Annotated in this window: 23 protein-coding genes; 16 read left to right on the forward strand and 7 right to left on the reverse strand. The window is 40.6% G+C overall.

Annotation, left to right across the window (positions count from 1 at the left end; all coding sequences use genetic code 11):
- Positions 1–104: 104 nt before the first annotated feature.
- The 6 genes from QJV27_RS00455 to QJV27_RS00480 all read right to left on the reverse strand — a co-directional run bounded on the left by QJV27_RS00455 (position 105) and on the right by QJV27_RS00480 (position 6,322).
- On the reverse strand, positions 105–692 hold the full coding sequence (locus QJV27_RS00455; RefSeq protein ID WP_281447031.1) for a CarD family transcriptional regulator: 588 nt from the start codon (positions 690–692) through the stop codon (positions 105–107).
- A gap of 81 nt (positions 693–773) precedes the next feature.
- Positions 774–1,655: a bestrophin family protein gene (locus tag QJV27_RS00460; RefSeq protein WP_281447032.1), complete on the reverse strand. Its 882-nt coding sequence runs from the start codon at positions 1,653–1,655 to the stop codon at positions 774–776.
- A 153-nt stretch (positions 1,656–1,808) separates the two neighbouring features.
- A complete protein-coding gene (rlmN, locus tag QJV27_RS00465) occupies positions 1,809–3,011 on the reverse strand; it encodes a 23S rRNA (adenine(2503)-C(2))-methyltransferase RlmN (protein WP_281447033.1) in 1,203 nt (400 codons plus the stop codon).
- 44 nt (positions 3,012–3,055) lie between these two features.
- Entirely contained in the window at positions 3,056–4,291 is a 1,236-nt protein-coding gene (argJ, locus tag QJV27_RS00470; RefSeq protein ID WP_281447034.1) for a bifunctional glutamate N-acetyltransferase/amino-acid acetyltransferase ArgJ, read from the reverse strand.
- A 139-nt stretch (positions 4,292–4,430) separates the two neighbouring features.
- Positions 4,431–5,282: a peptidylprolyl isomerase gene (locus QJV27_RS00475; RefSeq protein ID WP_281447035.1), complete on the reverse strand. Its 852-nt coding sequence runs from the start codon at positions 5,280–5,282 to the stop codon at positions 4,431–4,433.
- Positions 5,283–5,371: 89 nt separating this feature from the next.
- Positions 5,372–6,322: a peptidylprolyl isomerase gene (locus tag QJV27_RS00480; protein ID WP_281447036.1), complete on the reverse strand. Its 951-nt coding sequence runs from the start codon at positions 6,320–6,322 to the stop codon at positions 5,372–5,374.
- A 296-nt stretch (positions 6,323–6,618) separates the two neighbouring features.
- On the opposite strand from QJV27_RS00480, the gene secA reads away from it, so the two are divergent.
- The 16 genes from secA to glmM all read left to right on the forward strand — a co-directional run bounded on the left by secA (position 6,619) and on the right by glmM (position 24,302).
- The gene (secA, locus tag QJV27_RS00485; protein WP_281448936.1) at positions 6,619–9,294 is read left to right on the forward strand and encodes a preprotein translocase subunit SecA; all 2,676 of its coding nucleotides are present in this window, start codon (positions 6,619–6,621) and stop codon (positions 9,292–9,294) included.
- Between the two features lie 37 nt (positions 9,295–9,331).
- Positions 9,332–10,081, forward strand: coding sequence for a YebC/PmpR family DNA-binding transcriptional regulator (locus QJV27_RS00490; RefSeq protein WP_281447037.1), 750 nt, complete (start codon positions 9,332–9,334; stop codon positions 10,079–10,081).
- Positions 10,082–10,086: 5 nt separating this feature from the next.
- Entirely contained in the window at positions 10,087–10,593 is a 507-nt protein-coding gene (gene ruvC, locus QJV27_RS00495; protein WP_281447038.1) for a crossover junction endodeoxyribonuclease RuvC, read from the forward strand.
- Positions 10,590–11,222, forward strand: a complete 633-nt coding sequence (ruvA, locus tag QJV27_RS00500; protein ID WP_281447039.1) for a Holliday junction branch migration protein RuvA — start codon at positions 10,590–10,592, stop codon at positions 11,220–11,222. Before ruvC ends, ruvA begins: the two co-directional genes overlap by 4 nt.
- A complete protein-coding gene (gene ruvB / locus QJV27_RS00505; protein WP_281447040.1) occupies positions 11,219–12,280 on the forward strand; it encodes a Holliday junction branch migration DNA helicase RuvB in 1,062 nt (353 codons plus the stop codon). The genes ruvA and ruvB overlap by 4 nt, the downstream gene beginning before the upstream one ends.
- Before the next feature lie 2 nt (positions 12,281–12,282).
- Complete coding sequence (locus QJV27_RS00510) at positions 12,283–12,759, forward strand: YbgC/FadM family acyl-CoA thioesterase (RefSeq protein WP_281447041.1); 477 nt, start codon at positions 12,283–12,285, stop codon at positions 12,757–12,759.
- 117 nt (positions 12,760–12,876) lie between these two features.
- Entirely contained in the window at positions 12,877–13,644 is a 768-nt protein-coding gene (gene tolQ, locus QJV27_RS00515; RefSeq protein ID WP_408869605.1) for a protein TolQ, read from the forward strand.
- Positions 13,645–13,650: 6 nt separating this feature from the next.
- Complete coding sequence (gene tolR / locus QJV27_RS00520; RefSeq protein ID WP_281447042.1) at positions 13,651–14,145, forward strand: protein TolR; 495 nt, start codon at positions 13,651–13,653, stop codon at positions 14,143–14,145.
- A gap of 26 nt (positions 14,146–14,171) precedes the next feature.
- Positions 14,172–15,173, forward strand: coding sequence for an energy transducer TonB (locus tag QJV27_RS00525; protein ID WP_281448938.1), 1,002 nt, complete (start codon positions 14,172–14,174; stop codon positions 15,171–15,173).
- A 52-nt stretch (positions 15,174–15,225) separates the two neighbouring features.
- Positions 15,226–16,578, forward strand: a complete 1,353-nt coding sequence (gene tolB / locus QJV27_RS00530; protein WP_408869627.1) for a Tol-Pal system beta propeller repeat protein TolB — start codon at positions 15,226–15,228, stop codon at positions 16,576–16,578.
- A 213-nt stretch (positions 16,579–16,791) separates the two neighbouring features.
- Positions 16,792–17,283 (forward strand): peptidoglycan-associated lipoprotein Pal, encoded by a 492-nt coding sequence (gene pal, locus QJV27_RS00535; RefSeq protein ID WP_281448939.1) that lies wholly within the window; start codon positions 16,792–16,794, stop codon positions 17,281–17,283.
- 159 nt (positions 17,284–17,442) lie between these two features.
- Positions 17,443–18,339 (forward strand): tol-pal system YbgF family protein, encoded by an 897-nt coding sequence (locus tag QJV27_RS00540; protein ID WP_281447044.1) that lies wholly within the window; start codon positions 17,443–17,445, stop codon positions 18,337–18,339.
- A gap of 5 nt (positions 18,340–18,344) precedes the next feature.
- Positions 18,345–19,631, forward strand: a complete 1,287-nt coding sequence (tilS, locus tag QJV27_RS00545) for a tRNA lysidine(34) synthetase TilS (RefSeq protein ID WP_281447045.1) — start codon at positions 18,345–18,347, stop codon at positions 19,629–19,631.
- A 182-nt stretch (positions 19,632–19,813) separates the two neighbouring features.
- Complete coding sequence (gene ftsH / locus QJV27_RS00550) at positions 19,814–21,772, forward strand: ATP-dependent zinc metalloprotease FtsH (RefSeq protein WP_281447046.1); 1,959 nt, start codon at positions 19,814–19,816, stop codon at positions 21,770–21,772.
- A gap of 107 nt (positions 21,773–21,879) precedes the next feature.
- Complete coding sequence (gene folP / locus QJV27_RS00555) at positions 21,880–22,908, forward strand: dihydropteroate synthase (protein WP_281447047.1); 1,029 nt, start codon at positions 21,880–21,882, stop codon at positions 22,906–22,908.
- A gap of 32 nt (positions 22,909–22,940) precedes the next feature.
- Complete coding sequence (gene glmM, locus QJV27_RS00560) at positions 22,941–24,302, forward strand: phosphoglucosamine mutase (protein WP_281447048.1); 1,362 nt, start codon at positions 22,941–22,943, stop codon at positions 24,300–24,302.
- On the opposite strand, the gene QJV27_RS00565 is transcribed toward glmM, so the two are convergent.
- Positions 24,277–24,999: a type 1 glutamine amidotransferase gene (locus QJV27_RS00565; protein ID WP_281447049.1), complete on the reverse strand. Its 723-nt coding sequence runs from the start codon at positions 24,997–24,999 to the stop codon at positions 24,277–24,279. The genes glmM and QJV27_RS00565 overlap by 26 nt on opposite strands.
- Positions 25,000–25,176: the final 177 nt, after the last annotated feature.

The following is a 25,176-nucleotide window of genomic DNA, read 5'->3' on the forward strand; positions in this document are numbered from 1 at the left end:
AATTAACCAGTGATATTGTGTAAGTTTCGCCTGTATCTGTATTTAACAGTGAATCAAAAAAGGGAGGTAACCCTCCCTTTGATGAATACAAGATTCTTAAAAGATTAAACAGATTTCATAGCTTCGGTTAGTTCGCCAAGAACCGTTGCAGAATCTTTTGATTCCATAACGGCAACCTCTGCAACATAGCGTTCTTGTGCCGCTTCAAAAAGTTTTCTTTCGCTAAAGCTGCCGTCTAAGCTATCGACATTACGACGCAGATCACGCAAGACTTCAGCAATTTGAATTAAGTCACCAGAGTTGATTTTTTCCTGATAGATGACTGCCCGTCTAGCCCACATGCCTTTGTTATTTTGAGGTTTACCCTTAATAACGGCCATTGCTTTGCTAACAATTTCGCGGGACGCGATTTTACGTAACCCTGCTTTTTTGGCTTTTGCCAAAGGGATACGTAATGTCATCTGATTATCGGGGAAGGAAATCTGAACCATTTCAAGTTTTGTTCCAGCAATTTCCTCGACACCAATACGATCAACGCGCCCAACACCATGGGCTGCGTACACGATGGCATCACCTTCCTGGAATGGAAAAGAATCTTTATTACTTACTTGTTGAGCAGCGGTTTTGGCAACAGCAGCGCGTGCCATTTCATCTGTTACACCGCCTTTAGGGGGAGATCGGAATATGTTCATTTAAATTACGCTATCATATTTTAGACAAATTGTCACCATTATTATTTAATAGAATATCATTTTGGGAGATGAAAAAGTAATTTACCATTGAATCCCATTTACCGGAGTAATTGGTGCTCCCGTTGGATCCCCGATCTGTTCAAGCAAATCTATTTCAAGGCTGCGCGTCATGGTTAACATTGGCAAAGAGTGTGGGGTTTCGTCAAACGGGTTTTGAAGGTCACTGCCAATTGTATCTAAGGCAATAAATAAAAACCCAACCAATGCTGATCCCAGGGGTGTCATCCAACCTAATGTTTGTACCATTGAAAATGGCAAAATAACGCATACAATTTCAGTTAAAAATCGAGGTAAAATAGAGAACTGTATTGATAAAGGAGTATTTTTAATACGTTCCAAGGCGCCCTGGGCGTTGGCAATATCAGATAAAATACGATCTATCTGTGAATGAATAGCCCCATCAATTTGTTTTTTTTGAACTTCTTGGGAAACCATCAACCCAATTTGAAACAAAACGCCGTTAGGCTGGTTACGCAATCCTTTGATATATTGCTGAATATGTAAAGGAAGCACACGTTTAACGTTGCTGTTTCTTAATGCATCTTTGCCACGTAAATGATATGATAATACGTAAGCATATCCAGCAATAGCACGGGTTACGTCTGGTGATGCTTTTAAGATAGTCATACATTGTCTGGAAAAAGAACGACAATTATTGGTAATTAATCCCCAGTGGGAGCGTGCCTCCCACCATCGATTATACGCAGTATTATTACGAAAATTCATAAACAAAACAAGTACAGAACCGATTAAGGCTGTGGGAAGAGCGGACTGATCAAACCATGTTTGATGAAAAGTTTTATAACAAACAACAACCAACATGTCCCATATAAATAAGATAAGAAGAGGTTTGATGCTGTCTTGGATAATAAAACGAAGACCTCGTCTGGCATTTACAATCATTTATTAATGTCTCTTAGGCTCGTGGTTATAGTGATGTTAATTCTATTAGTGCGGTAAAGTTTAAATAGTATACTCTTTTTAAGGTAATAAACATTACGTATAAAACTCAATATGTATTTTTAAAAATTACAATATTCACAATGTTTACATAGATTATTCTGAACGTTCAGTGACCCGTCGTCTTTGGCTTTCAGTACGTAATTGGCCACAAGCGGCTAAAATATCGCGACCTCTAGGGGTACGGATGGGTGATGAATAACCTGCTTGCATGATGATATCGGCAAATTTTTGTACTTGTTCACTTTTTGATGGCTTATATTCGCTGCCTGGCCAGGGGTTGAAAGGGATTAAATTAACTTTTGCGTGGATTCCTTTTAATAGTCTTACTAATTCGCGTGCTTCTGCTTCGCTGTCATTAATATTTCGTAACATGATATATTCAAAGGTAATTCTGCGTGAATTGCTGGCTGCTGGGTAACGACGACAAGCGTCTAACACGTCTTTAATGGGATATTTCCGATTTAAAGGAACAATTTCATTGCGCAGATCATCATTAACAGCATGTAAGGAAATGGCAAGATTAATAGCTAAATCCCGACCGCATTGATCCATCATTGGCACAACTCCCGAGGTCGATAGAGTAATTCTGCGTCTTGAAATACCAATTCCTTCATCATCCATTACAATACGCATAGCCTTGGCGATATTTTCATAATTATATAATGGTTCACCCATACCCATTAATACAATAGTAGAAAGTAAGCGCGACTTGCCAGCGGTAGGTGTTGGCCATTCGCCATAGCTATCGCGTGCTGCCATGAATTGTCCAACAATTTCAGCAGCACCAAGATTGCGTACCAGATTTTGTGTTCCCGTATGACAAAAACGGCAAGAAAGGGTACATCCAACTTGTGATGATATACAAACCGCCCCTCTATCCTCTCGACGATCAGGAATATACACTGTTTCTGCCTCTTGACCATCTCGGAATCGAAATAGGAATTTGCGAGTTTCATCTTTAGAGGTTTGTTGGGTTACCACTTCTGGACGGCTAACCACACAGTGTTCAATCAGTTTAGCCCGTAACGGTTTGCCAATAGAGGTCATTTCAGTGAAATCTGTGACCCCTTTATGATAAATCCAGTGCCATAATTGTTTTGTGCGAAAGGGTTGTTCCCCCATATCTACCAGTAATTGTTCTAATTCTGCACGGGATAAGCCAACCAACTCTTTTCTGCCATCAGGCAAAGTGTTAGATGGGGGTGAAAACTGTGCAGATTTTGCCAATATTCTAGCTTTTTCCTCTTCGGTTAATGAGGGAGTAGCAGGGGATGAAACAGGTGTAAAAGCTGTCATATAACAGAACAATCCAAAGTAAAAAAAAGAAGAAGAAAATTAATTTAAGAACGAAGATAAGAACCGTTAATATCGATGTATCCCTTGGTAAGGTTACAACTCCACACAGTTGCAGATCCTTGCCCAAGATTAAGATTTACTTTGATTTTAATGGTTTCAGCTTTCATATGTTGGTTAACTTTATTACGGTCATAATCTGTTAAAACACCCCCTTCATGAGCAACCCAAATGTCCCCGATCGCTACGGACAAAGTATCTCTGTTTGCGGGTTCCCCAGCTTTACCCACAGCCATAACAACACGCCCCCAATTCGCATCTTCGCCTGTAATCGCTGTTTTTACTAGTGGAGAATTTCCAATAGCCATACCAATTTTGAATGCAGAATCATCATTAACTGCGCCCTTGACTGTGATTTCAATAAGTTTACTTACCCCTTCGCCATCTTTGATGACCAGCAAGGCTAGTTCTTTTAATGTTGTTTCAAAGGCTTGTGCAAAATCCTGTAAAAGCGGATCATTAATGTCTGTGATTTCTGTATTATTTGCAACACCTGTGGCAAAAACCAGTAGCGTATCAGAAGTCGAAGTATCTGAGTCGACCGTGATTGCATTAAACGTTGTTTTAACCTTCTCAGATAAAAGAGCTTGCAAAAGAGACGCTGGTAGTTTTGCATCTGTCGTTACAAAGGCCAACATGGTTGCCATATCTGGGGCGATCATGCCACTGCCCTTTGCTATCCCTTGGATTGTGACCGTTTCATTGCCAATTTTAGTGGTAATGGAATAGCCTTTGGCAAATGTATCCGTGGTTAGAATAGCTTGGGCGGATTCTTTCCACTGATTTTCGTCAAGCTGCTGGTAAAGTGTCGGCATGGCATCAATAATTTTTTGATAAGGTAATTGTTCACCAATAACGCCTGTAGATGCCACATAGATTTCCTCGCTTGAACAACCAATAGCCTTTGCTGCAGCTTGGGCAGAATATTTCACAGCATCAAATCCAGCTTTGCCGGTAAAAACGTTGGCGATGCCTGCGTTTATTAACACGCCTCGGGCTTTGCCATGTTTTAAGATGTTACGGCACCAATCAATGGGCGCACCTGGACATTTATTTTTGGTAAACACACCCGCCACCGTAGTAGAAGGGGCAAATTCCATAAGGGTTAAATCCAAGCGTCCTGAATATCGTAACCCTGCTTCGATCGAGGCCAAACGCACACCACGAACAGGCGGGAGTGTGGGAAGATCTGTTGCAAGAGGGGAAACAGGATATTTACTCATAATTTTAATCATCCTATGGAATAATAGAGAATCACTATGTTCTGTATAATGAAAAAAGATACTATCTTGAAACAAAAAACCTAAAAATCACAATGTTAATTACATAGATATAATAGATATATTCCCGTATATGAAGGGGCTAATATTCGATAACATGAACTTTTTTCAAGCTTTCTTCGTATAAGCGGGTAACATTTTCTTTTGTGATTTGGTTTTTAATATTATCTTTTACTGCATCTAGAGTAGGAACAGGACGAACACGTTCGCCAACCTTTTCGATAATGCTCCACCCCACCTCTGAATGGAGAGGAGTGGTCGTATATGTGCCATTTTTTAATGAGGAGATGGTATTATTCCAATCGGTGGGCAGTTCTTCTTTGCTTAACCATCCGATATCACCTTGTTTGCTATCTCGATTATAAAGATCAATCGAGTATATTTTAACCATATCACTGAACTGTTTTCCTCGTTGCAGTTCATTAATCACAATTTTTGCTATTTCTGGAGTTTGGACAATAATTTGTCGCAAGTGGACTTCTTTAATTTTAGGGGGATTTAAGTAGTGAGCATTATAATAGGTTTGGATAGCGTCAGGGGTAAGAAAAGGCTTAAGTTTGTCTATAAAATAGATTTTTAAAATTGTGTTTTTTTCTGCTTTTTCTTTTGCAATTTTAACAGCTCGCTGAACTTCGGGATCGTGAATGATTGGGTCCTGTTGGATGGTTTTGAATATCGCCCGATCAACAATAAGCTGTTTTACTAATTGAGGGTATAATATATCTTTGGGAAGTTCTTGTATTTCTTTGGGTAAAGCCGTTGCAATTTTTTGTATATCTTTTGTTTTAATTGGCACATTATCGACGGTTGCCAAGATTTGATCAGGATCGTTAGTTATATGAATGGTTGTTTTAGGTGGTGTTAACGATGTGGGGTTGGAATGAAAGGTCGGCGATAATGATTTACTGGGCAAGGCAAGCGGAGTTGCCGCCATACCTTGCTGTAAGCAAATGATTATAACACTTATTGCCATTAAGCATGATAAAACATAAGACAATCGAAATATAATCATTTTAAATGTTATTATTTAGCAGGTGCAACGGGCCCTGTTGGGGGTTGAACAGTAAATGATTTAATTACATCTTCATTTTTGCTGATTTTGCTTTGCTTAACCGCACTATCAATAATTTCTTTGACCGCTTGTTGGGTTAACTTTTGACGTATTTCTGGTTTTACTTGTTCTAATGTTGGAACAGGGGCATCTTTGTATCCCAAAACTTGGATTACATGATAACCAAATGGGCTTTTGACAGGGGTGGTGCTGGTTGTATTTGCTTTCATTGCAAAAGCAGCCTTTGAGAAATCTGGAACCAACTCATCTGCCTTAACCCATCCTAAATCCCCGCCATTTTGTCCTGCGGTTGCTTTATCGATAGAATATTGTTTTGCTAAATCAGCGAATTTTTTACCTGCTTTTAATTCTTTAATGATCTTTTCAGCCTCAGCTTGTTTTTTCACCAAAATATGACGGATATGTGCTGTTTTAACAGGGGGTTTATTAGCATAATTTTCGTCATAATATTTTTTGATGGCTTCATCGCTTAATTTAGGCTCGATCTGACCTTTTAGGTAAGCGTCCTGAATAATCATTTTTTTTGCCAAAGCCAACTGTTTTTGGACTTCTGGTGTGTTTTCTAAATTAGCTTTGTCAGCCAGTTGTTGAACAGCTTTTTGATTTACCATTTGATTTAACATCATTGGTAATAAAACGCCTGTGGGGATTTGACGAAGTTGCCCAGGTAAAGTTTCACGTGCGTCTAAAATGTCACCAACTGTAATATTATCACCATTAACAGTCGCTAATACTGTATTTTTATCTGCTTTTTCGATAGGAGTAGCAGAAGAGGCGGGTGCTGCTTTGGCTTGCGCTGCTGGTTTTGCTGCTGGTTCAGCTGCCATTAAGGCTGTGCTAAATAAACTTGTAGAAAGAAAAAGGGTTGCTGCAAAACGAAATGTCTTATTATAAATGGACATATAAATACCTTAAGAATTGATAAAATTTATTGTACTGAATATATAGTTGGGCAATATTTTAACATGGAAAATATAAATTGTCTTTAAATAAGTCTGAATTATTTTGTAGATTGTTAGGGGATAAACTATTTTAGATTGTATATTTTAATGGGTTGATTATTATATATAGTCAGAATTCATTTATTTAATATTCGTGTTAACTTAGTTCTGTCTGAGTTTAATTAAGTTTAAAATTGATTACTAACGAACCTTGTGCTGACAGGCAGAGCTACGGGGTCGTTGTTTGGAAAGCATTGATGTTTGCAAAATTTGCCCGTGCCGTTTTTGGCACCTCTAATGAGCGTTCATTAAAAGCCTATCAACGGCGTGTACCTAAAATTAATAGTTTAGAGCCTGAAATGCAGGCCTTGGATGATGATGGTCTGGCGAATAAAACCGTTGAATTTCGTCAAAGATTAGCAAATGGTGAAACATTGGATACATTGTTGCCAGAAGCTTTCGCTGTTGTTCGTGAAGCATCAAAACGTGTTTTAGGGATGCGCCATTTTGATGTACAGTTAATTGGCGGTATGGTTCTTCATGATGGCAAAGTCGCAGAAATGCGAACTGGTGAAGGTAAAACATTAGTTGCGACTTTGGCTGTTTATTTAAATGCATTGACTGCTAAGGGTGTGCATGTCGTTACGGTTAATGACTATTTGGCATCGCGTGATGCCGAGGAAATGGGGAAACTGTATCGGTTTCTTGGGTTAACTGTTGGTACAATTGTTGCTGATTTAAACGATGATGAACGTCGTGAATCGTATCAGGCCGATATTACCTATGGGACCAATAACGAATTTGGCTTTGATTATCTGCGTGATAATATGAAGTATAGTTTAATGGAAATGGTTCAAAGGCCATTTAACTATGCTATCGTTGACGAAGTAGATTCGATTTTAATTGACGAAGCTCGCACCCCGCTAATTATTTCAGGCGTTGCGGATGATAGTTCTGATTTATATCGTTCCGTTGATGAGGTCATTAAAGAAATTGTTAAAGACCCTGAAAACTATGAAAAAGACGAAAAATTTCGAACAGTTATCCCAACAGAACACGGAACAGAGCGTATCGAAGTCGCAATGCGTGATAAGGGTGTGTTAAAAGAGGGTGGACTTTATGATATCCACAACGTTGCCCTTGTTCATCATATGCAACAGGCCTTACGTGCACATACTTTATTTGCAAAAGATGTCGATTATATCGTAAGAAATGACAAAATTGTTTTAATTGACGAATTTACTGGGCGCATGATGGATGGGCGTCGATATTCTGATGGATTACATCAAGCTTTAGAAGCCAAAGAACATGTAACCATTCAACAAGAAAATCAGACCCTGGCCTCTATTACCTTCCAAAATTATTTCCGTCTTTATCCTAAACTGTCAGGGATGACGGGAACGGCTATGACCGAAGTGGATGAATTCGCTGAAATTTATAAACTGGATGTTATTTCTATTCCAACGAATTTAAAGGTCCAACGCAAAGATGAACACGACGAGATTTACTTAACAGCTAATGAGAAGTACGAGGCCGTTAGTCGTTTAATCCAGGAAGTTCATGCCAAAAAACAACCAATTTTGGTTGGTACAACCTCAATTGAGAAAAGTGAGCATCTTTCAAATTTGCTTACCAAAAAGAAAATACCTCACAATGTCTTAAATGCACGTTTCCATGAAAAAGAGGCTCAGATTGTGGCACAGGCAGGGGTATCTGGGGCTATTACAATTGCGACCAACATGGCTGGCCGCGGAACAGATATTAAATTGGGTGGTAACGTTGACATGCTTATTCAACAGCAACTGTCCGATATCGAAGATGAAGTAGAGCGCAAGCAAAAAGAGGATGCTTTACGTGAACGCGCCAGACTTGACCATGATGAAGTAAAAAAGAACGGCGGTTTATTTGTTATTGGAACGGAACGTCATGAAAGTCGTCGTATCGATAATCAGCTGCGTGGTCGCTCAGGCCGTCAAGGGGATCCGGGGAATTCACGTTTTTTCTTATCTTTAGAAGACGATTTAATGCGCATATTTGGCTCTGAACGAATGAGCGGTATGTTGCAAAAAATGGGATTGAAAGAGGGAGAAGCAATTGTTCATCCTTGGATTAATAAGGCCCTTGAAAAAGCACAAAAAAAGGTTGAAGCACGCAATTTCGACATGCGTAAAAACACGTTGAAATATGATGATGTTATTAATGATCAACGTAAAGAGGTTTATTCTCAACGTCGTGAATATATGACTTTGGAGGATGTCTCTGAAATTGTTGCATCTATGCGTAACGATGTTATTGATATGCTGGTGCGTTGCTATTTGCCAGAAAAATCCTTTGCTGAGCAATGGCAATCTGAAGAGCTGACAACAGAGGTCAAACGTCTGTTAAATCTTGATCTGCCAATAAAGGAATGGTCAGAGGAGCCTACAATTTCAGTTGATGAAATTGAAGATCGTATTAAAAAAGCTGCAGAAAACGCACAGGCGGTCAAGGCCGCAAATTTTGGCGCATCAATCATGCGTTATGTTGAAAAACAAATTTTATTAACAACATTAGATGCGGTATGGAAAGAACATTTATTGCGTCTTGATCAGATGCGTCAGGGTATTGGATTGCGTGCCTATGGTCAAAAAGACCCATTAAATGAATATAAGAAAGAAGCCTTTAATTTATTTCACTATATGCTTGACGATTTAAACGAAAGGGTAACTTCAATCTTATCTAGGGTAGAGGTCAATGTCACAGAAGATGATACCGCTTCAGAAGCATCTTTAGAAAGTACGTCGTTTGAACACTCTCAACTTGGATCTGATAACTTTTCGGATAATGCTTCATCTGATACTATTCCCCAAGAGTGGGTGAATACACCGCGCAATGGACTTTGCCCTTGTGGTTCTGGTAAGAAATTTAAGCACTGTCACGGACGGTTTGCTTAGGTAAAACTTTAATAATTAACGGTTAAGAGAAAGATTAATGGCAGGACATTCCAAGTTTAAAAATATTATGCATCGCAAAGGTGCACAGGATGCCCGTAGAGCAAGAGAATTCGCTAAAATCATTCGTGAAATTACAGTGGCGGCCAAAAGTGGTCTGCCCGATCCTGCATCAAATCCAAGGTTACGTGCCGCGGTCGCTGCAGCAAGAGCAGTTAACATGCCAAAAGACAATGTTGATCGTGCAATTAAAAAAGCAGCAGGCAGTGGAGAGGGCGATAATTTTCACGAAGTGCGTTATGAAGGGTACGGCCCCGCTGGCGTTGCTATTATTGTTGAAGCTTTGACGGATAACCGAAATCGAACAGCTTCTGATGTAAGAGCAGCGTTTAACAAATACAATGGGTCATTGGGGGAAATGAATTCCGTTTCCTTTATGTTTGAACGTTTAGGGGTGATTACCTATCCTGAGGCTGTGACTGAATATGATGCAATGTTCGAAGCAGCAATCGAAGCAGAAGCAGAAAACGTCGAATTGGTTGATGGTTATTACGAAATTACATGTGCCATGGAAAATTTCTTTGCCGTTCGTGATGCGCTAGAGGCCAAGTTTAATGATCCAGCCAGTGCTAAAATTGAGTGGCGCCCAGGAAATACTGTCACTTTGACAGAAGATAATGCAAGCACCCTGTTAAAATTAATCGATACCTTAGAAGATCATGATGATGTTCAAAATGTGTATGCGAATTTCGACTTGCCTGATGATGTCGCTGAACGGTTATCGGCCTAAACCGCGTGGTTAGAATTATTGGGATTGATCCTGGCCTGCGTTTTACAGGCTGGGGTGTTATAGACGCTCAGGGTAATCGTCTTTCTTATGTTGCTAGTGGAGTTCTGGCATCGGACAGTAAGATGGCAGTACCAGAGCGTCTTTGTGTTTTATCAAATGGGTTAGAGGGATTAATAAATCAATATTCTCCTGATGAAGCTGCGGTTGAAGAAACTTATGTTAATCAAAATGGAACAGCGACTTTAAAGCTTGGTTATGCTAGGGGGGTTGCGTTGCTGGTTCCAGCCAAAAGTGGTTTATTGGTCATTGAATATGGGGCGAAAACCGTAAAAAGAGCCGTGGTTGGCACAGGGGCCGCCACGAAGGATCAGGTGACGATGATGATAAAACGATTATTACCAACAGCAACAATCCCCAGGGCAGATGCTGCTGATGCTTTGGCTATTGCAATTTGTCACGCACATCACAGGACCAGTCAAAATTTTGTTGCAGCGGGGAAGGTTATGGCATGATTGGACAGCTTACAGGATTATTGATTGAACAAAATGACGCTGATCGTTGCCTGATTGATGTGAACGGTGTGGGCTATGTTGTATTTGCCTCTAGTCGTACATTAGCCCGTTTACCCAGACCCCCAGAAATTGCCAAAGTCTTAATTGAAACAATTGTCAGAGAAGACGCGATCTTGCTATATGGCTTCAGCGATGCTTACGAGCGTGATTGGTTTAGAATGTTAACCACAGTTCAAGGCGTTGGGGTCAGGATGGCCTTAGCTATATTATCTACATTAACCCCCGATGAACTCGCTGCAACCATTATGGTGGGGGATAAAGCCAGCTTGATTCGCGCTCCAGGGGTGGGTGCGCGTCTAGCTACTCGGATATTGACTGAACTAAATGGCAAAGTTGCTTCTATGCCAATGCAATCGATTTCCATTGCTGTTTCAGAAGGAAAGGAGAAAGAGGTTGCGCAAAATACCTCCCTTTTATCAGATGCTTTAATGGCTTTGGAAGGGCTTGGGTTCCGTCGGATTGAGGCCCAGCCCGTTGTAAGTCGTGTGATTAAACGATTAACTATAAATAATACTCCCCCAAAACTAGATTTGGTTTTACGCGAATCTTTACGTGAGTTAGCGAAATGAAATCAGAAGAAAATCGTCCAGTTGATGCCGCCCTACGTTCAGAAGACACGCTGGAGGTGGCTTTGCGTCCACAAACGCTTGACGAGTTTATTGGACAAAAAACATCCCGAGAAAATCTATCAATTTTTATTCAAGCCGCACGTCAGCGCGAGGATGCTTTGGATCACGTTCTACTACATGGCCCGCCAGGTCTTGGTAAAACAACCTTGGCCCAAATTGTTTCGCGCGAGCTAGGTGTTGGATTTCGAGCAACCTCTGGGCCTGTCATTCAAAGAGCTGGTGACTTGGCAGCGATCTTAACCAACTTGCAACCAAGAGATGTATTATTTATTGATGAAATTCATCGCCTGCACCCTTCTATCGAGGAAATTTTATACCCAGCGATGGAGGATTTTCAATTAGATTTAATTATTGGCGAAGGGCCAGCAGCACGATCTGTCAGGATTGACTTATCCCCTTTTACTTTGGTTGCAGCTACAACACGTTCTGGGTTATTAGCAACACCACTTCGGGATCGTTTTGGTATCCCGTTGCGGTTGGTTTTTTACACGCCTGACGAATTAACTTTGATCGTTGCTAGAGGCGCAAAAAAGCTGGGATTGGATTTAACTGATGACGGTGCCCGCGAAATTGCCTATCGCTCTAGGGGAACGCCGCGTATTGCCGGACGTTTATTACGCCGTGTTCGCGATTTTGCCTTGGTTACGCATCACAATAAAGGGCCTGTAGATCGTCATATAGCTGACGCAGCTTTGTCAAGATTGGAGGTTGACCAATTGGGACTGGATGCAATGGATCGTAGATACTTGTCGCGCATTGCTCAATTTCATCAAGGTGGCCCAGTTGGTGTGGAAACATTGGCAGCCGCATTAGCTGAATCAAGAGATACGTTAGAAGATGTTGTAGAGCCTTTTCTGATTCAGGAAGGATTGGTTTTAAGAACGAGTCGTGGCCGGGTTTTGGGGGAAAGAGGATGGAAACATTTAAACTTAAATCCACCTCCCTCTATAAGTTCACAATTCGATTTATTAAACGATATAAGTGAGGAAGAAGAATAGTCATGGAAGTTATGCCTAGCAATGAAAATGATGTTTTGATGAGAACCCGTATGCTATCAAAGGATGAGATTCAAAATTATCAATTTAGAATTTGTTACGAAGATACCGATGCGGGGGGGGTTGTCTACCACGCCAAATATCTGGGTATTGCTGAACGTGCTAGAACGGAATGTATTCGCCGTTTGGGCGGAACCGTTGCAGATTTATATCATAAACATGGATTAATCTTGGTTGTCCGTCAAATGGAGATCCATTATCGCAAACCCTTATTTTTAGATGATTTGGCCAATGTCAAAACAAGTTTAGTTACTGCCTTAGGGGCAAGCTGTTGGTTGTCACAGATCTTTTCACGGGAAGGGGAAATTGTTACCGAAATTAAACTGCAACTTGTATGTTTAAGAAAAAGTGACTATACACCCGCACCGTTTCCTTCGGATTGGCAAAAGATTTTCGATGCATTAAGCGAAGTCGAATCTTAAAAATAAAAAATAATGAGTGGCGAACGAAAACGAGATTGTTTTTATTGAAAAAAAAATATAACACTTGTTTTATAGAAAGATAAAATAATAGACTCATCAGTATTGTAAATCAGGCTGATGAGGTTCTTAGTGCAGGAGGCATTTTTGGATCCATCAATTAATGCAGCAAATTTGGCTGCACCAACCGCGGACTTATCCCCTTTGGCGCTTTTTCTTCATGCTGCTCTTGTTGTTAAATTGGTGATGATTGGTTTGGTCGTCGCCAGTATTTGGGTATGGGCTGTTATTTTTGATAAAATTGTAACGTTGCGTAAAGCCAAACGTCAAGCAGATGAATTCGAAGATTTATTTTGGTCTGGGGGCAGTTTAGATGAACTTTACGAAAAGTATGGTGTGAAACCCAGTCATCCCATGGCCGCTGTATTTAGTGCAGGTATGGGTGAATGGCGCAGATCAGCACGAATTGATGGAATTGATATGAGCAGTGAAGGGGTCAAACAACGGATTGATCGTGCAATGTCAATTACCATTACCCGCGAGATGGAACGTTTAGAACGCTGGTTGACTTTGTTGGCAACGATTGGTCCTGTTGCTCCATTTGTCGGACTGTTTGGTACAGTTTGGGGAATTATGCATGCATTTGCATCTATTGCTCAATCTAATAATACAAGTTTAGCAGTTGTTGCCCCTGGTATCTCTGAAGCATTATTTGCAACAGCAATCGGGTTGTTGACAGCTATTCCTGCGGTTGTTGCTTATAACTTTTTTAGTAACAAGTTAAATTTGTTCGCCGAACGTCTAGAAGGATTTGCAACAGAGTTTTCAGCAATTCTTTCTCGTCAATCTGAGGCAAGCATGTCTGCTCGTAAAGAAAATCAGGAATAAGTCAAAATGGGATTTTCTGTTCAAGGTGGTGGATCTGGCCGTGGCGGACGTGGAAGACGTCGGCCTCAGGCTGACATTAACGTAACACCAATGGTTGACGTTATGTTGGTGTTGCTTATTATTTTTATGGTTGCAGCACCAATGATGACCAGTGGTATTAATGTTGATTTGCCTAAAACGGATGCTAAACCCGTGAATGCGGATACTAAACCCATTACAGTAACGGTAAAGGAAGATGGTTCTGTTTACTTGGGGGATAATCCTGTTGATATGAATCAACTTGTTACAGAATTACTGGCACTGTCAAAAAATGATTCAGAACACCGCATTTTTGTTAAAGGGGATCAGCATATTAATTATGGAAGAGTGATGGAAGTAATGGGGCGTATTACTACAGGTGGGTTTACCCATGTTGCATTGCTTGCACAGATGCCAAATGGTGCTTCTGGTTCAGCTCCTTCATCTCCAGCAATTCCGCCTTTGCCCTCTAATACTCCATAGTTCAAAGGAGTTTTCCATTGTTGGGTATGTATCGTTCTGAACGTAAACGTTTTGAATACTCACTTGCAGCATCTGTAGGAACACATTTAAGTGTTGTTGCAGTTGTGTTTTTATTGTCTTTGATTGTTATTCCTCCACCTCCTCCTAAACCGCCAGAGGATAAACCTGTCGAAGTTGAATTTACAAGCGATTCAACAGCACAGGAAACGCCGGCTAAGGCTGAAGAGGATGCACCCAATCCCAATGCACCTGCGCCTGAATTGTTAAACGCGCCACCTTCACCAACACCCCCTTTAAAGGCACCAACAGAGGAAACACCACCGCCACCGCCACCGCCTCAACCGATGCCCCCACCGCCAGAGGCAATATCAAAGGTAAATGTTGAGCAGCCTGTACAACCTCAGGCAATGGAATCCCCATCACCTTCTGCTGTAACGTTACCTCCAACGGTAACGCCATTGTCCTCTTCGTCAAATTCAAACAGTCCTGCACCTCCATCACCATCCCCAGTACCTACAGCTCTACCGACTGTACAGACTTTTTCAAAAATTACTAAAACTGAGAAAGCCCCAAAGGAAACCCCTGATACGCACTCTTTGGAATCGACTTTGGATGCTTATCGTGCAGACCAAAAACAAACCCATGCGCCAAAGGCAAAAGCCAATCCAAGACAAGGGGGAGCACCTAATGGAGGGGGAGCAAGAAATGGTGATATTACTAAGGCCTTATCTGCTGGGCAACAAGGTAAAATTGCATCTTCTGTGCGACGTTGTTATGTTGAGGACACAGCAGCAAAAGATTACGAAAAATTCTCTGCTCGGTTAGTTGTTACCGTTGATGCATCTGGGGAAGCAAGGGTTGTGACATTTGACCCTTCAACAAAAGCAAAGATGAACGCAGATCCGTCCTATCGTGCATTGGCAGAAAGGGCACGTGATGCAGTGTTGAGTCCTACTTGCTCAAAATTACCTATTCCGAGTAATCTTTTGGGTAAGACAAGTCAGCTTCGATTTGTATTCCGTCCTTAGTATGGTGTAAATTACTGTTAACCTTAGTTTTTTAAATAAAGGAAATTAAATGATGCGTCCGATTATTTCTGATAATGATGCTGATATTTTACGGGATGTTTTTATTCCTCGACGTAGCGTTTTATACGGATGTGCTGTCGGGGGGATTATGGTAACACCATTATCTTCTGCCTTTGCACAAGCTGGTAAAGATGCTGCTGGTGCTGCTGAAATTACGGTCGACCGCGCTAGAAATGAACCCATTCCCATCGTAATCCCGAATTTTGGATCTGGAAATGGTGGTGTTATTACACAAGTTGTTACTAGTGATCTTAATAACACTGGGTTATTTAGAGTGATCAGTAGTACATCACCAACTCCAACCCCTGATTTTGCATCCTATAAGGCAATGGGTGCACGTGCAGTTGTGACAGGATCGGTGTCCGGTGGGCGTGTCGAATTTCGTTTATGGAATGCTTTAACAGGTCAACAGATTCAGGGAACTGCTTATTCTTTTTCTGGAAATGGTGATGCTCGTCGGGTTGCTCATATGATCGGCGATGTCATTTATGAGCGGTTATTGGGTGAAAAAGGGTATTTTAATACCCGTATTGCCTATGTGTCACAAACAGGCCGTCGTACGAATCCAACAAAACGGTTAGCCGTTATGGATTATGATGGTGCCAATAATCGTATTCTGACTAATGGAAAATGGTTGGTTTTGACCCCACGTTTCAGTCCAGTTAGCAATCAAATCGCATTCATGTCTTACGTGAATGATCGTCCGCGGGTTTATTTGTTTAATTTGCAAACTGGTCAACAAAGACTATTGGGCGATTTTACTGGTATCTCATTTGCACCACGTTTCTCACCAGATGGTCGTTCTGTAATTATGTCCGTTACTCGGGGTGCTGGATCAGATATTTATGTGGTTGATCTGGCCAGTGGTTCAAAACGGCAGATCACGAGCTCTGGTGCTATTGATACGAGTCCGTGTTTTAGCCCTGATGGATCACAAATTGTATTTTCCTCTGACCGTGGTGGTAAGCAGCAGCTATATGTTATGAGTGCAAGTGGGGGCGGTGCCCATCGTATTTCTTATGGAAGTGGCAGTTATGCAAACCCTGTATGGTCGCCTCGTGGGGATGTGATTGCTTTTGTTCGTATTGGTGGGGGTGGTTTCTCATTAGGAACGATGGCTCCTGATGGAACAGGTGAAAGAATTCTAACTCAAGGCTTTACCGTTGAAAGCCCAACTTTTTGCCCAAATGGTCGTGTATTGGCCTTTTGTAATCAGTCTGCTTCAAGTTCTGCTGGTGGGTTTTCCTCGTCTATCCGCACGATTGGTGTGAATGGATTTAACGAACGTTCAATTCCAACATCAACCATGGCATCTGGACCATCTTGGTCTTCTAGCAACACTTAAAAAATAATTCTTAATTTGATAAAAAATTATAAGTAATATTGTTAGTTATTTGATAGATTAACCGTAATATTTGGCTCGAAGAGTTCCAAGTGTTAAGAGTAAAGGTCAACTTTGCTTTTTAAAAATTTTGCTTAATAAATTTTTATTTTTTTGGCGATCGTTTATCCACGTAAAGTACGATAAGCTGAAAGCCGCTTTGTAGGAATACAGATGATGAAATTGAAGCTTCTTAGTGCTTTTGGTGCTGCATTATTATTGGCTGCATGTTCTGGTGATGGCAGTGATAAAGGGGCCACGACTGGTAACGGTGGTAATCAGCAACTATCTACTAATAATAGTGGTGTTGTCCCTGGCAGCCAAGCTGATTTGGTTGCGAATGTTGGCGATCGTATTTTCTTTCCATTCAATGCGAATAATTTGACAGAAGAAGCACGTGCCACATTAACCCGTCAAGCTGAATGGTTAAAACGGTATCCAAATGTTCAAATCATGGTTGCTGGTAACTGTGATGATCGTGGAACTGAAGAATATAACATCGCTTTGGGATCACGTCGTGCGAATGCAGCCCGCGATTATTTAGTTTCTTTGGGTGTTTCACCTGATCGCATTACCACAATTTCTTATGGTAAAGATCGTCCAATTGCAGAAGGTGATAACGAAGAAGCATGGGCACAAAATCGTAATGCCACAACTTCCGTACGTTAATCCGATTATTTGATAGTCGAAGATTGATTGTAAGCCGACAAAACGTACTATACGTTTTGTCGGCTTTTTGCTATCAAACAAAGAACACTTTGTTCGACAGGCAAGTATCGGATATTCTTTAAATATTTAATGAAACAAAGATCTTAAAGGGTAATGCAAATGCTACTTCGAAAAACTCAACAAAAGAAATCAGAGTTTTCTTGGTCTAAAAAGATATTAGGTGGAGCTTTGTTAGGGGTAGTACTGGGTGGGATGGTTTGTTCTGTCTCTGCTCAAGAACTAACAAGCCGTGATGCAATCGCACTGCAAAATCAAATTGCAGCCTTGAAATCTCAAATCAGTCAATTACAACAGGCACAATCTTTGGGGGGTGGGGATAGTGATCGGTCAAGACGACGTTCAAAATCCTCTGACCAAGGGAGTATGAGCAACGACAATAGTGGTTTGTTACCTGATCTCTTAAATCGCGTGAATAATTTAGAGGATCAACAACGCACTATGCGTGGCCAGTTAGATGATTTAACCAATCAATTTCAAACCAAAATTAATTTATTAAACAAAAAAATCGACGATATGAATTTTGCCGCAGGCCATGGAGGAGATAGTGGTTCAGCTTCGACCTCTACAGGGAAAGATACGGCAGAAGTTGCCGCACCTGAGGCTAAGCCAAAGACGAGTTCTGTTCCTTCATTAAAAGAAGGACAACAAGCCTTAGAAAGTGGTAACTATACAGAGGCAGAATCGATTGCAAGAGGTGTTTTGGATAGTCCTCAAGGGGGGAAATCTGTTCCTGCTCATTTTTTGTTAGCACAGTCTTTGGCAGGTCAAAAACGTTATAAAGATGCTTCTTTGGGATATTTCGATATTTACCGTAAATTTCCCAGCTCTACACGCGCACCAGAGGCACTGCTTGGCGTGAGCATCAGCTTAATGAAAAATGGTGACAATAAAGCTGCATGCCAAGCTTTGGGTTTGTTAAATAACAAGTACCCTAGTGCTTCTGCAAGAATCAAAAAAGCAGCAGCCAGCATGAACGCAAAGGCTAAATGTTCTTAAGATAAATGGATGATCAAACCTATTCCATACTGACACAAGAAGAATTCAATCATCATATCGAACTATTGGGGCCATGGGGAAATAACGATCCCAATGGCGCACCAGTGGCTGTTGCTGTGTCAGGGGGGGCAGATAGTTTATGTCTGGTGCTTTTGGCTTCTCGGTGGAAAAAAAATATTATTGCGCTGATTGTAGATCACCAACTTCGTCCTTCCTCTACTGAAGAAGCAATTCTTACGCAAAAACGCTTAACTGCCTTGCAAATATCATCAAAAATTTTAACATTAAATAACCTTCAACCAGGACCAGGACTAGAGGAGAGGGCGCGTATTGCACGTTATGCAGCATTGATTGATACTTGTTATCATATGGGGTGTGTTGATTTATTATTGGGGCATCATGCTGGGGATCAAGCTGAAACTGTTTTAATGCGTATTCGTGCGGGCAGTCACGAAGATGGATTGTCTGCAATGGCACGAATTATGGAGTTGCCAAAGATACGATTGGTACGTCCTTTGTTATCTATATATCCACAGCGGTTAAGAGAAACTTTGCGTCATGAAAATATAGGATGGGTTGAAGACTCTTCTAATCAAGATATGCAAATTCAACGCAATCAGATCCGTAAAGAATTGTCCGTGGGATGGCAACGTTCAGGTTCAGTTTCCTTGCTTTTACAACGTTCTTTGCAAGAAGGTTTTAAAAGAATGCAGCGTGATCAACGGCAAGCTGACTATATTGTCAAGCATTGTCATGTCAGGCCAGAAGGATTTGCACTTGTAACCTCATCCGAAATAGACGTCAGAGCATTGGGTGCTTTGATTCGTACTATCTCTGGATCGGTATATACACCATTACATAAATCAGTTGAACGGTTGGCACGAAATATGCATGCAACAACCTTAGGTGGGGTGAGAATTACCCCTGCAGGTAAAATGGGAGATGGATGGTTGTTGGTCAGAGAAGAGGCCGCAATTGAGGGTTTCAGACCTGCTGTGTCCGACTATATATGGGATCAGCGTTTTCGTTTGGTTACTCCTCAAAATATCTTTAAAGAAGGTATTCTAATTGGGGCATTGGGGGATGCATACAAGCAATTTTCTGACCGACAAGGATTACCTGTTTGTATTTTAAGAACATTACCAGCGTTATGGTCTGAGGCAGGCATACTATTATCTGTTCCTCATTTAAAGATATATCTGCAAGATTTTATACAAAATTGGAAGATTATGTTCCAACCGAAACAATCTTTGACACAAAGTTATCTTTTTTCTGTTGTAGAAAGAGAATGATTTTAATTCGAAAAAGAAAGAAAAAGAAATAAAATTGTATTTTAGACTAGGAAAAATTTGTTTCCGTTCTTATGTTAGTTAAGTAAGAATTAAATTAGTAAAGACAGAATGACTTTTATTCTGTTTTATAAGGATTATCAAACAATACGTGTTTGTCTTAGAACATGGAAATATAAAGTAGAATGAAAAAATTTGGCCGTAATTTAAGTGTTTGGGTTGTCGTGATCGTTATGGTCATGCTGTTGGTTGGGGTATTTCGTCCAAATAATAGCCAATCTTCAGGAGATCAAATCAGTTATTCACAATTCATCAATAATGTTGACGAAGGAAAAGTGAAATCTGTTGTTATTCAGGATCGTTATCTCAGTGGTAAGGATAAGGATAATAAAGCGTTTCAAACCTATTTACCACCTTTTGAGAGCAATTTGCTGTCAAAATTATCAAGTAACGGGGTTTCAATTGAGGCAAAGCCAATGGATAATCAACCTGGTTTATTCTGGCGTTTGATTATTAATTTGTTACCGACATTGCTGATTATTGGATTATTCGTCCTGTTGATGCGTAATATGCAGGGCGCTGGTGGCAAAGCTATGGGATTTGGTAAGTCCAAAGCGCGCATGTTGACTGAAACACAAGGACGTAAGACTTTTGCCGATGTTGCTGGGATTGATGAAGCCAAAGGCGAGTTGGAAGAAATTGTAGAATATTTGAAGGATTCGCAAAAATTCCAACGCTTGGGCGGGAAAATTCCCAAAGGGGTTTTATTGGTCGGCCCCCCTGGAACTGGTAAAACATTACTAGCACGTGCAATTGCAGGCGAGGCCAATGTTCCATTCTTTACGATTTCTGGTTCTGACTTTGTGGAAATGTTTGTAGGTGTGGGTGCGTCCCGTGTTCGCGATATGTTCGAACAAGGAAAAAAATCAGCACCATGTATTATTTTCATTGATGAAATTGATGCTGTGGGTCGTCACCGTGGTATTGGTATGGGCGGTGGCAATGACGAACGTGAACAGACATTAAACCAAATGTTGGTTGAAATGGACGGTTTTGATAGCAACGAAAGTGTTATTTTGATTGCAGCTACAAACCGACCCGATGTCCTTGATCCTGCTTTATTGCGTCCAGGTCGTTTTGATCGTCAAGTTGTTGTGCCAAATCCTGATGTTGCAGGACGTGAAAAAATCCTGCGTGTCCATATGCGGAAAGTTCCATTGGCATCTGATGTTGATCCAAAAGTTATTGCCAGAGGGACGCCAGGATTTTCTGGTGCAGATTTAGCAAACTTGGTCAACGAGGCAGCATTGTTGGCGGCACGGCTTAATCGTCGTACAGTTTCCATGTTGGAATTTGAAAATGCTAAAGACAAAGTTATGATGGGGGCCGAGCGTCGTTCCTTGGTAATGAGCGAAGACGAAAAAAGAATGACTGCTTATCACGAAGGGGGACATGCGATTTGTGCATTATTCACCCCTGGCTGTGATCCTGTTCACAAAGCAACAATTATTCCACGTGGTCGCGCGTTAGGAATGGTTATGAGTTTGCCTGAAGGCGATCGCTATTCTAAAAGCAAAATGAAATGTAAAGCAGAACTTGTTTTGGCCATGGGTGGACGTTGCGCTGAAGAGCTGATTTTTGGTGCAGATAATGTTGCTACGGGTGCTTCTGGCGATATTAAAATGGCAACCGATCTTGCCCGCAGTATGGTTACTGAATGGGGAATGAGCGAACGCATTGGAATGATCTCTTATGCTGGGGACAGCCAAGATATGTATCTAGGAAATTCTGGGGGGGGTATTAAGAATGCCTCAGCTCAAACCGTTCGTGAGATTGAAGATGAAGTTAAACGTCTGATTGACGAGGCCTATGAACGGGCTAGAAAGCTGTTAACTGATCGTAGAGAAGATTTAGAACGATTGGCCCAAGGGTTGTTAGAATATGAAACGTTGTCTGCAGATGAAATTCGATTGGTTTTAAAAGGTGAAAAAATTGAACGGAGTCTTGTGGATGATACAACAAAAAACCTACGTTCGTCTGTTCCAGAAGTGACTGAATCTGAAAATAGTAAGGAAGTTTCAGATGGCAAAAAAGAAGAAACTGATGCGGCTACAACTTCTGATAAATCAGACCCCGTAGCGTAGATTTGGTTTTAATATGATTAAAAATGAAAAGTGAGAGATAAGTTTATCTTTCACTTTTTTTTTATGCGGGGTTGGCGTAGAAAACAAACCTTTATATTAGTATTTCTATGCAACAAGATTTATTTTTAGAACCGTTAGCTTTTTTGTATGGTGATGCAGCACGGCAAGCCGTACACGCCAGATTGGCATTACCATTTTTAGGGCAGCCACATATTGCTTTTCCTATGGTTCAAAGTTTTAATAAAGATGGATCTCAATCAATTTCATTACTGAATGATTTGCCTAAGTCTTGGACACCTTATATTAAAATTTTATCAGCTAAACTTCCCTTGGCAGGATTACCAAAAGGCCCTTTGATTATGGGAATTTTGAATGTTACTCCTGACAGTTTCAGTGATGGTGGTAAACATTATCACAAAGAAGATGCGGTTCGGGCTGGTATGCAGATGATCCAAGAGGGTGCCACTATATTGGATATTGGTGGGGAAAGTACGCGTCCAGGGGCTGTGCCAATTACCCCTTTCGAAGAGTGCGAACGAATTATCCCAGTTATAAAGCAATTAAAGGGTGCGGGTGCTTTGATTTCAGTTGATACGCGTCATGCTTATACAATGGCTCGTGTATTGGATGTTGGGGTTGATATTATCAATGATGTGTCTGCGTTAGAAGATCCACAGAGCGCCAATATCATCGCACAGGCTCAGTGTCCTGTTGTTTTGATGCATATGCGGGGGACCCCTCAAACAATGTCTAAATATTATCATTATGAGAACGTAATATTTGAAGTATTATCAGAGTTAAGTAAGAAGATTCAAAAGGCTGAGCAGGCTGGAATTAAACGTCAAAATATCATTGTTGACCCAGGGATAGGATTTGCTAAAGAATATTCTCACAATATTGCTTTATTGAAGCACTTACCCGTTTTTGCAAGTTTGGGGTGTCGTTTTTTATTGGCGGCTTCTAGAAAGCGTTTTATTAAACAATCTATAAATAGTAGTGTACATGATCACTATGATTGGGGTACAATGACTGCCTCTTTACCTTTTATGATGTTTGGTGATGGAATTGTTCGGGTGCATAATGTTCCGGCAATGCTTCAGTCTTTGAATGTCTGGCAAGCTTTATATCAAAAATAGATTTTAATTATTTATATTCTGGGAAGAAACAAATGGATAATCAAAGATTACTTTTTGGCACTGATGGTATTCGTGGAAAGGCCAATTTTAACCCAATGACCGTCGAGATCGCTCAAAAATTAGGTCAAGCAGTAGGATTGTTATTCATGAATAAAGCTGATCCTAGAAAACATCAGGTTTTAATTGGTAAAGATACCCGTCTTTCTGGATATATGATTGAGAGTGCTTTGGTTGCTGGATTTTTATCTGCAGGTATGGACGTTATTTTAGTAGGGCCAATGCCAACACCAGCGATCGCAATGTTAACACGATCGTTACGTGCTGATCTAGGGGTGATGATTTCAGCATCCCATAATCCTTATTATGACAATGGGATTAAGATTTTTAATCGCGATGGATTTAAATTATCCGATGCGCAAGAAATGGAAATTGAGGAGATGATGCGTTCGGATTTATCTGGTCGTTTGGCGACTTCTGAATATATTGGACGTGCGCAGCGTTTAGATGATGCCGCAGGTCGTTATATCGAACATGCCAAGGCTTCATTTCCTAGGGGTTATCGTTTAAATGGATTGAAAATCGTGATTGATTGTGCCAATGGGGCTGCGTATAGGGTCGCTCCTACGGCTTTGTGGGAATTAGGGGCAGAGGTCATATCACTGGGATGTAAGCCTGATGGTCTGAATATCAACCGAGATTGTGGTTCAACACATCCAGAAGCACTATGTAAGGCCGTTATCGAGCATGGGGCGGATATTGGTATTGCACTTGATGGGGATGCTGATCGTATGCTGTTGGTTGATGAAACGGGTAAATTGATCGATGGTGATCAAATTCTTGCTTTGATCGCTGCGTCCTGGATTAAAAAAGATCGGATGCCCAATAAATATGTGGTTGCGACCGTGATGTCAAACATGGGGTTGGAGCGTTTTTTACAAAAAAATGATATCGATTTTGTTCGTACCCGTGTTGGGGATCGCTATGTTGTAGAGCGCATGAGAGAACTTGGCTCCATCATCGGTGGGGAACAATCGGGACATATGATTTTATCTGATTTTTCCACGACGGGGGATGGTCTTATTGCAGCCTTGCAAGTGCTGGCTGTCTTGGTTGAAAAGCAAGAAAAAGCAAGCATAGTTTGTAATATGTTTAAGCCTTTTCCTCAGGAATTACGTAATATTCGTTTTGAAGGAGCAGATCCTTTAACCACTAATGTGGTTCAAGAGGCTTTGCGTCAAGCTGAAAAAAAATTAGGAAAAGATGGGCGTATTGTTTTGCGCAAAAGTGGTACAGAACCATTGATCAGAGTAATGGCAGAAGCCGAAGATCATGAAATGGTCGACACAATTTTAACCCATCTATGTAAAACTATTCAGGATGTGAAGGATGTTTAGGCTTACCTTTGGCTAGTATATAAGATAACACATCATCAATTAATTGATTATTTTGAATAAAGAAACTTGTCGGTGCAGATAAAAGTTGTTGGGGTGATTGAATATAAGGATCGTTGGTAAAAACGGATGAATAATTATTAATCATTGCCTGTAGCAGATACGGGGTAATGTGCGAATGGCATTGTAGCCCAATAACATTTTTGTTTATCTGAAATGCTATATTGGGGCACATGTCATTTGATGCTAATAAAACCCCACCTTCAGGCATGTCAAATTTATCTTGATGCCACAATAAGGTATTAAAGTTCTGGGGGACCCGAAATGTTTTCTTTTTAGGGTGTTCAACAGCTTGGATGGGGAACCAACCAATTTCTTTTTGAGGGGCGGATTTAATTTCTGCTCCGTAAATACTAGCAATAAGCTGAGCGCCAAAGCATATTCCCAGTGTTGGAATATTATTTTCAATTGCTTTTTTTATTAATTTTTTTTCTTTTTTTAGCCATGGGTACGTTGCTTCGTCGTGTACGCTCATAGGGCCACCCAAGACAATTAGTAAGTTAGTATTTAAAATATCAGGTAGCTCTGTCTTAGATTTATATAAAAAGCAAATATCAGTTGTAAAGCCTTGTTCGTGCAGCCAAGATAAAATATAGCCTGGTCCTTCGTGGGAAGCATGTTGTAAAATAATTGCCTTCATCAATACTCTTTCATCTTTAAAATAATGTTTTCTACCTACTTGCTATTTGTTATATGGTTATTGTTATTTATAATTTAAATTGTGTATAAAAATTTTATTTATAATAACAAAGCCCTCTACAGCTATTATTTAGAGGGCTTTGATTCAGTTATATAAAACTATAATTCAATGAAATAA

Source organism: Commensalibacter oyaizuii (assembly GCF_029953265.1).
Taxonomy (GTDB): Bacteria; Pseudomonadota; Alphaproteobacteria; order Acetobacterales; family Acetobacteraceae; genus Commensalibacter; species Commensalibacter oyaizuii.

Coding starts and splice junctions, on each gene's coding strand:
- QJV27_RS00455 (WP_281447031.1), bottom strand. CDS start 692: ATGAACATATTCCGATCTCCCCCTAAAGGCGGTGTAACAGATGAAATG.
- QJV27_RS00460 (WP_281447032.1), bottom strand. CDS start 1,655: ATGATTGTAAATGCCAGACGAGGTCTTCGTTTTATTATCCAAGACAGC.
- rlmN (WP_281447033.1), bottom strand. CDS start 3,011: ATGACAGCTTTTACACCTGTTTCATCCCCTGCTACTCCCTCATTAACC.
- argJ (WP_281447034.1), bottom strand. CDS start 4,291: ATGAGTAAATATCCTGTTTCCCCTCTTGCAACAGATCTTCCCACACTC.
- QJV27_RS00475 (WP_281447035.1), bottom strand. CDS start 5,282: ATGGCGGCAACTCCGCTTGCCTTGCCCAGTAAATCATTATCGCCGACC.
- QJV27_RS00480 (WP_281447036.1), bottom strand. CDS start 6,322: ATGTCCATTTATAATAAGACATTTCGTTTTGCAGCAACCCTTTTTCTT.
- secA (WP_281448936.1), top strand. CDS start 6,619: ATGTTTGCAAAATTTGCCCGTGCCGTTTTTGGCACCTCTAATGAGCGT.
- QJV27_RS00490 (WP_281447037.1), top strand. CDS start 9,332: ATGGCAGGACATTCCAAGTTTAAAAATATTATGCATCGCAAAGGTGCA.
- ruvA (WP_281447039.1), top strand. CDS start 10,590: ATGATTGGACAGCTTACAGGATTATTGATTGAACAAAATGACGCTGAT.
- ruvB (WP_281447040.1), top strand. CDS start 11,219: ATGAAATCAGAAGAAAATCGTCCAGTTGATGCCGCCCTACGTTCAGAA.
- QJV27_RS00510 (WP_281447041.1), top strand. CDS start 12,283: ATGGAAGTTATGCCTAGCAATGAAAATGATGTTTTGATGAGAACCCGT.
- tolQ (WP_408869605.1), top strand. CDS start 12,877: ATGAGGTTCTTAGTGCAGGAGGCATTTTTGGATCCATCAATTAATGCA.
- tolR (WP_281447042.1), top strand. CDS start 13,651: ATGGGATTTTCTGTTCAAGGTGGTGGATCTGGCCGTGGCGGACGTGGA.
- QJV27_RS00525 (WP_281448938.1), top strand. CDS start 14,172: ATGTATCGTTCTGAACGTAAACGTTTTGAATACTCACTTGCAGCATCT.
- tolB (WP_408869627.1), top strand. CDS start 15,226: ATGCGTCCGATTATTTCTGATAATGATGCTGATATTTTACGGGATGTT.
- pal (WP_281448939.1), top strand. CDS start 16,792: ATGAAATTGAAGCTTCTTAGTGCTTTTGGTGCTGCATTATTATTGGCT.
- QJV27_RS00540 (WP_281447044.1), top strand. CDS start 17,443: ATGCTACTTCGAAAAACTCAACAAAAGAAATCAGAGTTTTCTTGGTCT.
- tilS (WP_281447045.1), top strand. CDS start 18,345: ATGGATGATCAAACCTATTCCATACTGACACAAGAAGAATTCAATCAT.
- ftsH (WP_281447046.1), top strand. CDS start 19,814: ATGAAAAAATTTGGCCGTAATTTAAGTGTTTGGGTTGTCGTGATCGTT.
- folP (WP_281447047.1), top strand. CDS start 21,880: ATGCAACAAGATTTATTTTTAGAACCGTTAGCTTTTTTGTATGGTGAT.
- glmM (WP_281447048.1), top strand. CDS start 22,941: ATGGATAATCAAAGATTACTTTTTGGCACTGATGGTATTCGTGGAAAG.
- QJV27_RS00565 (WP_281447049.1), bottom strand. CDS start 24,999: ATGAAGGCAATTATTTTACAACATGCTTCCCACGAAGGACCAGGCTAT.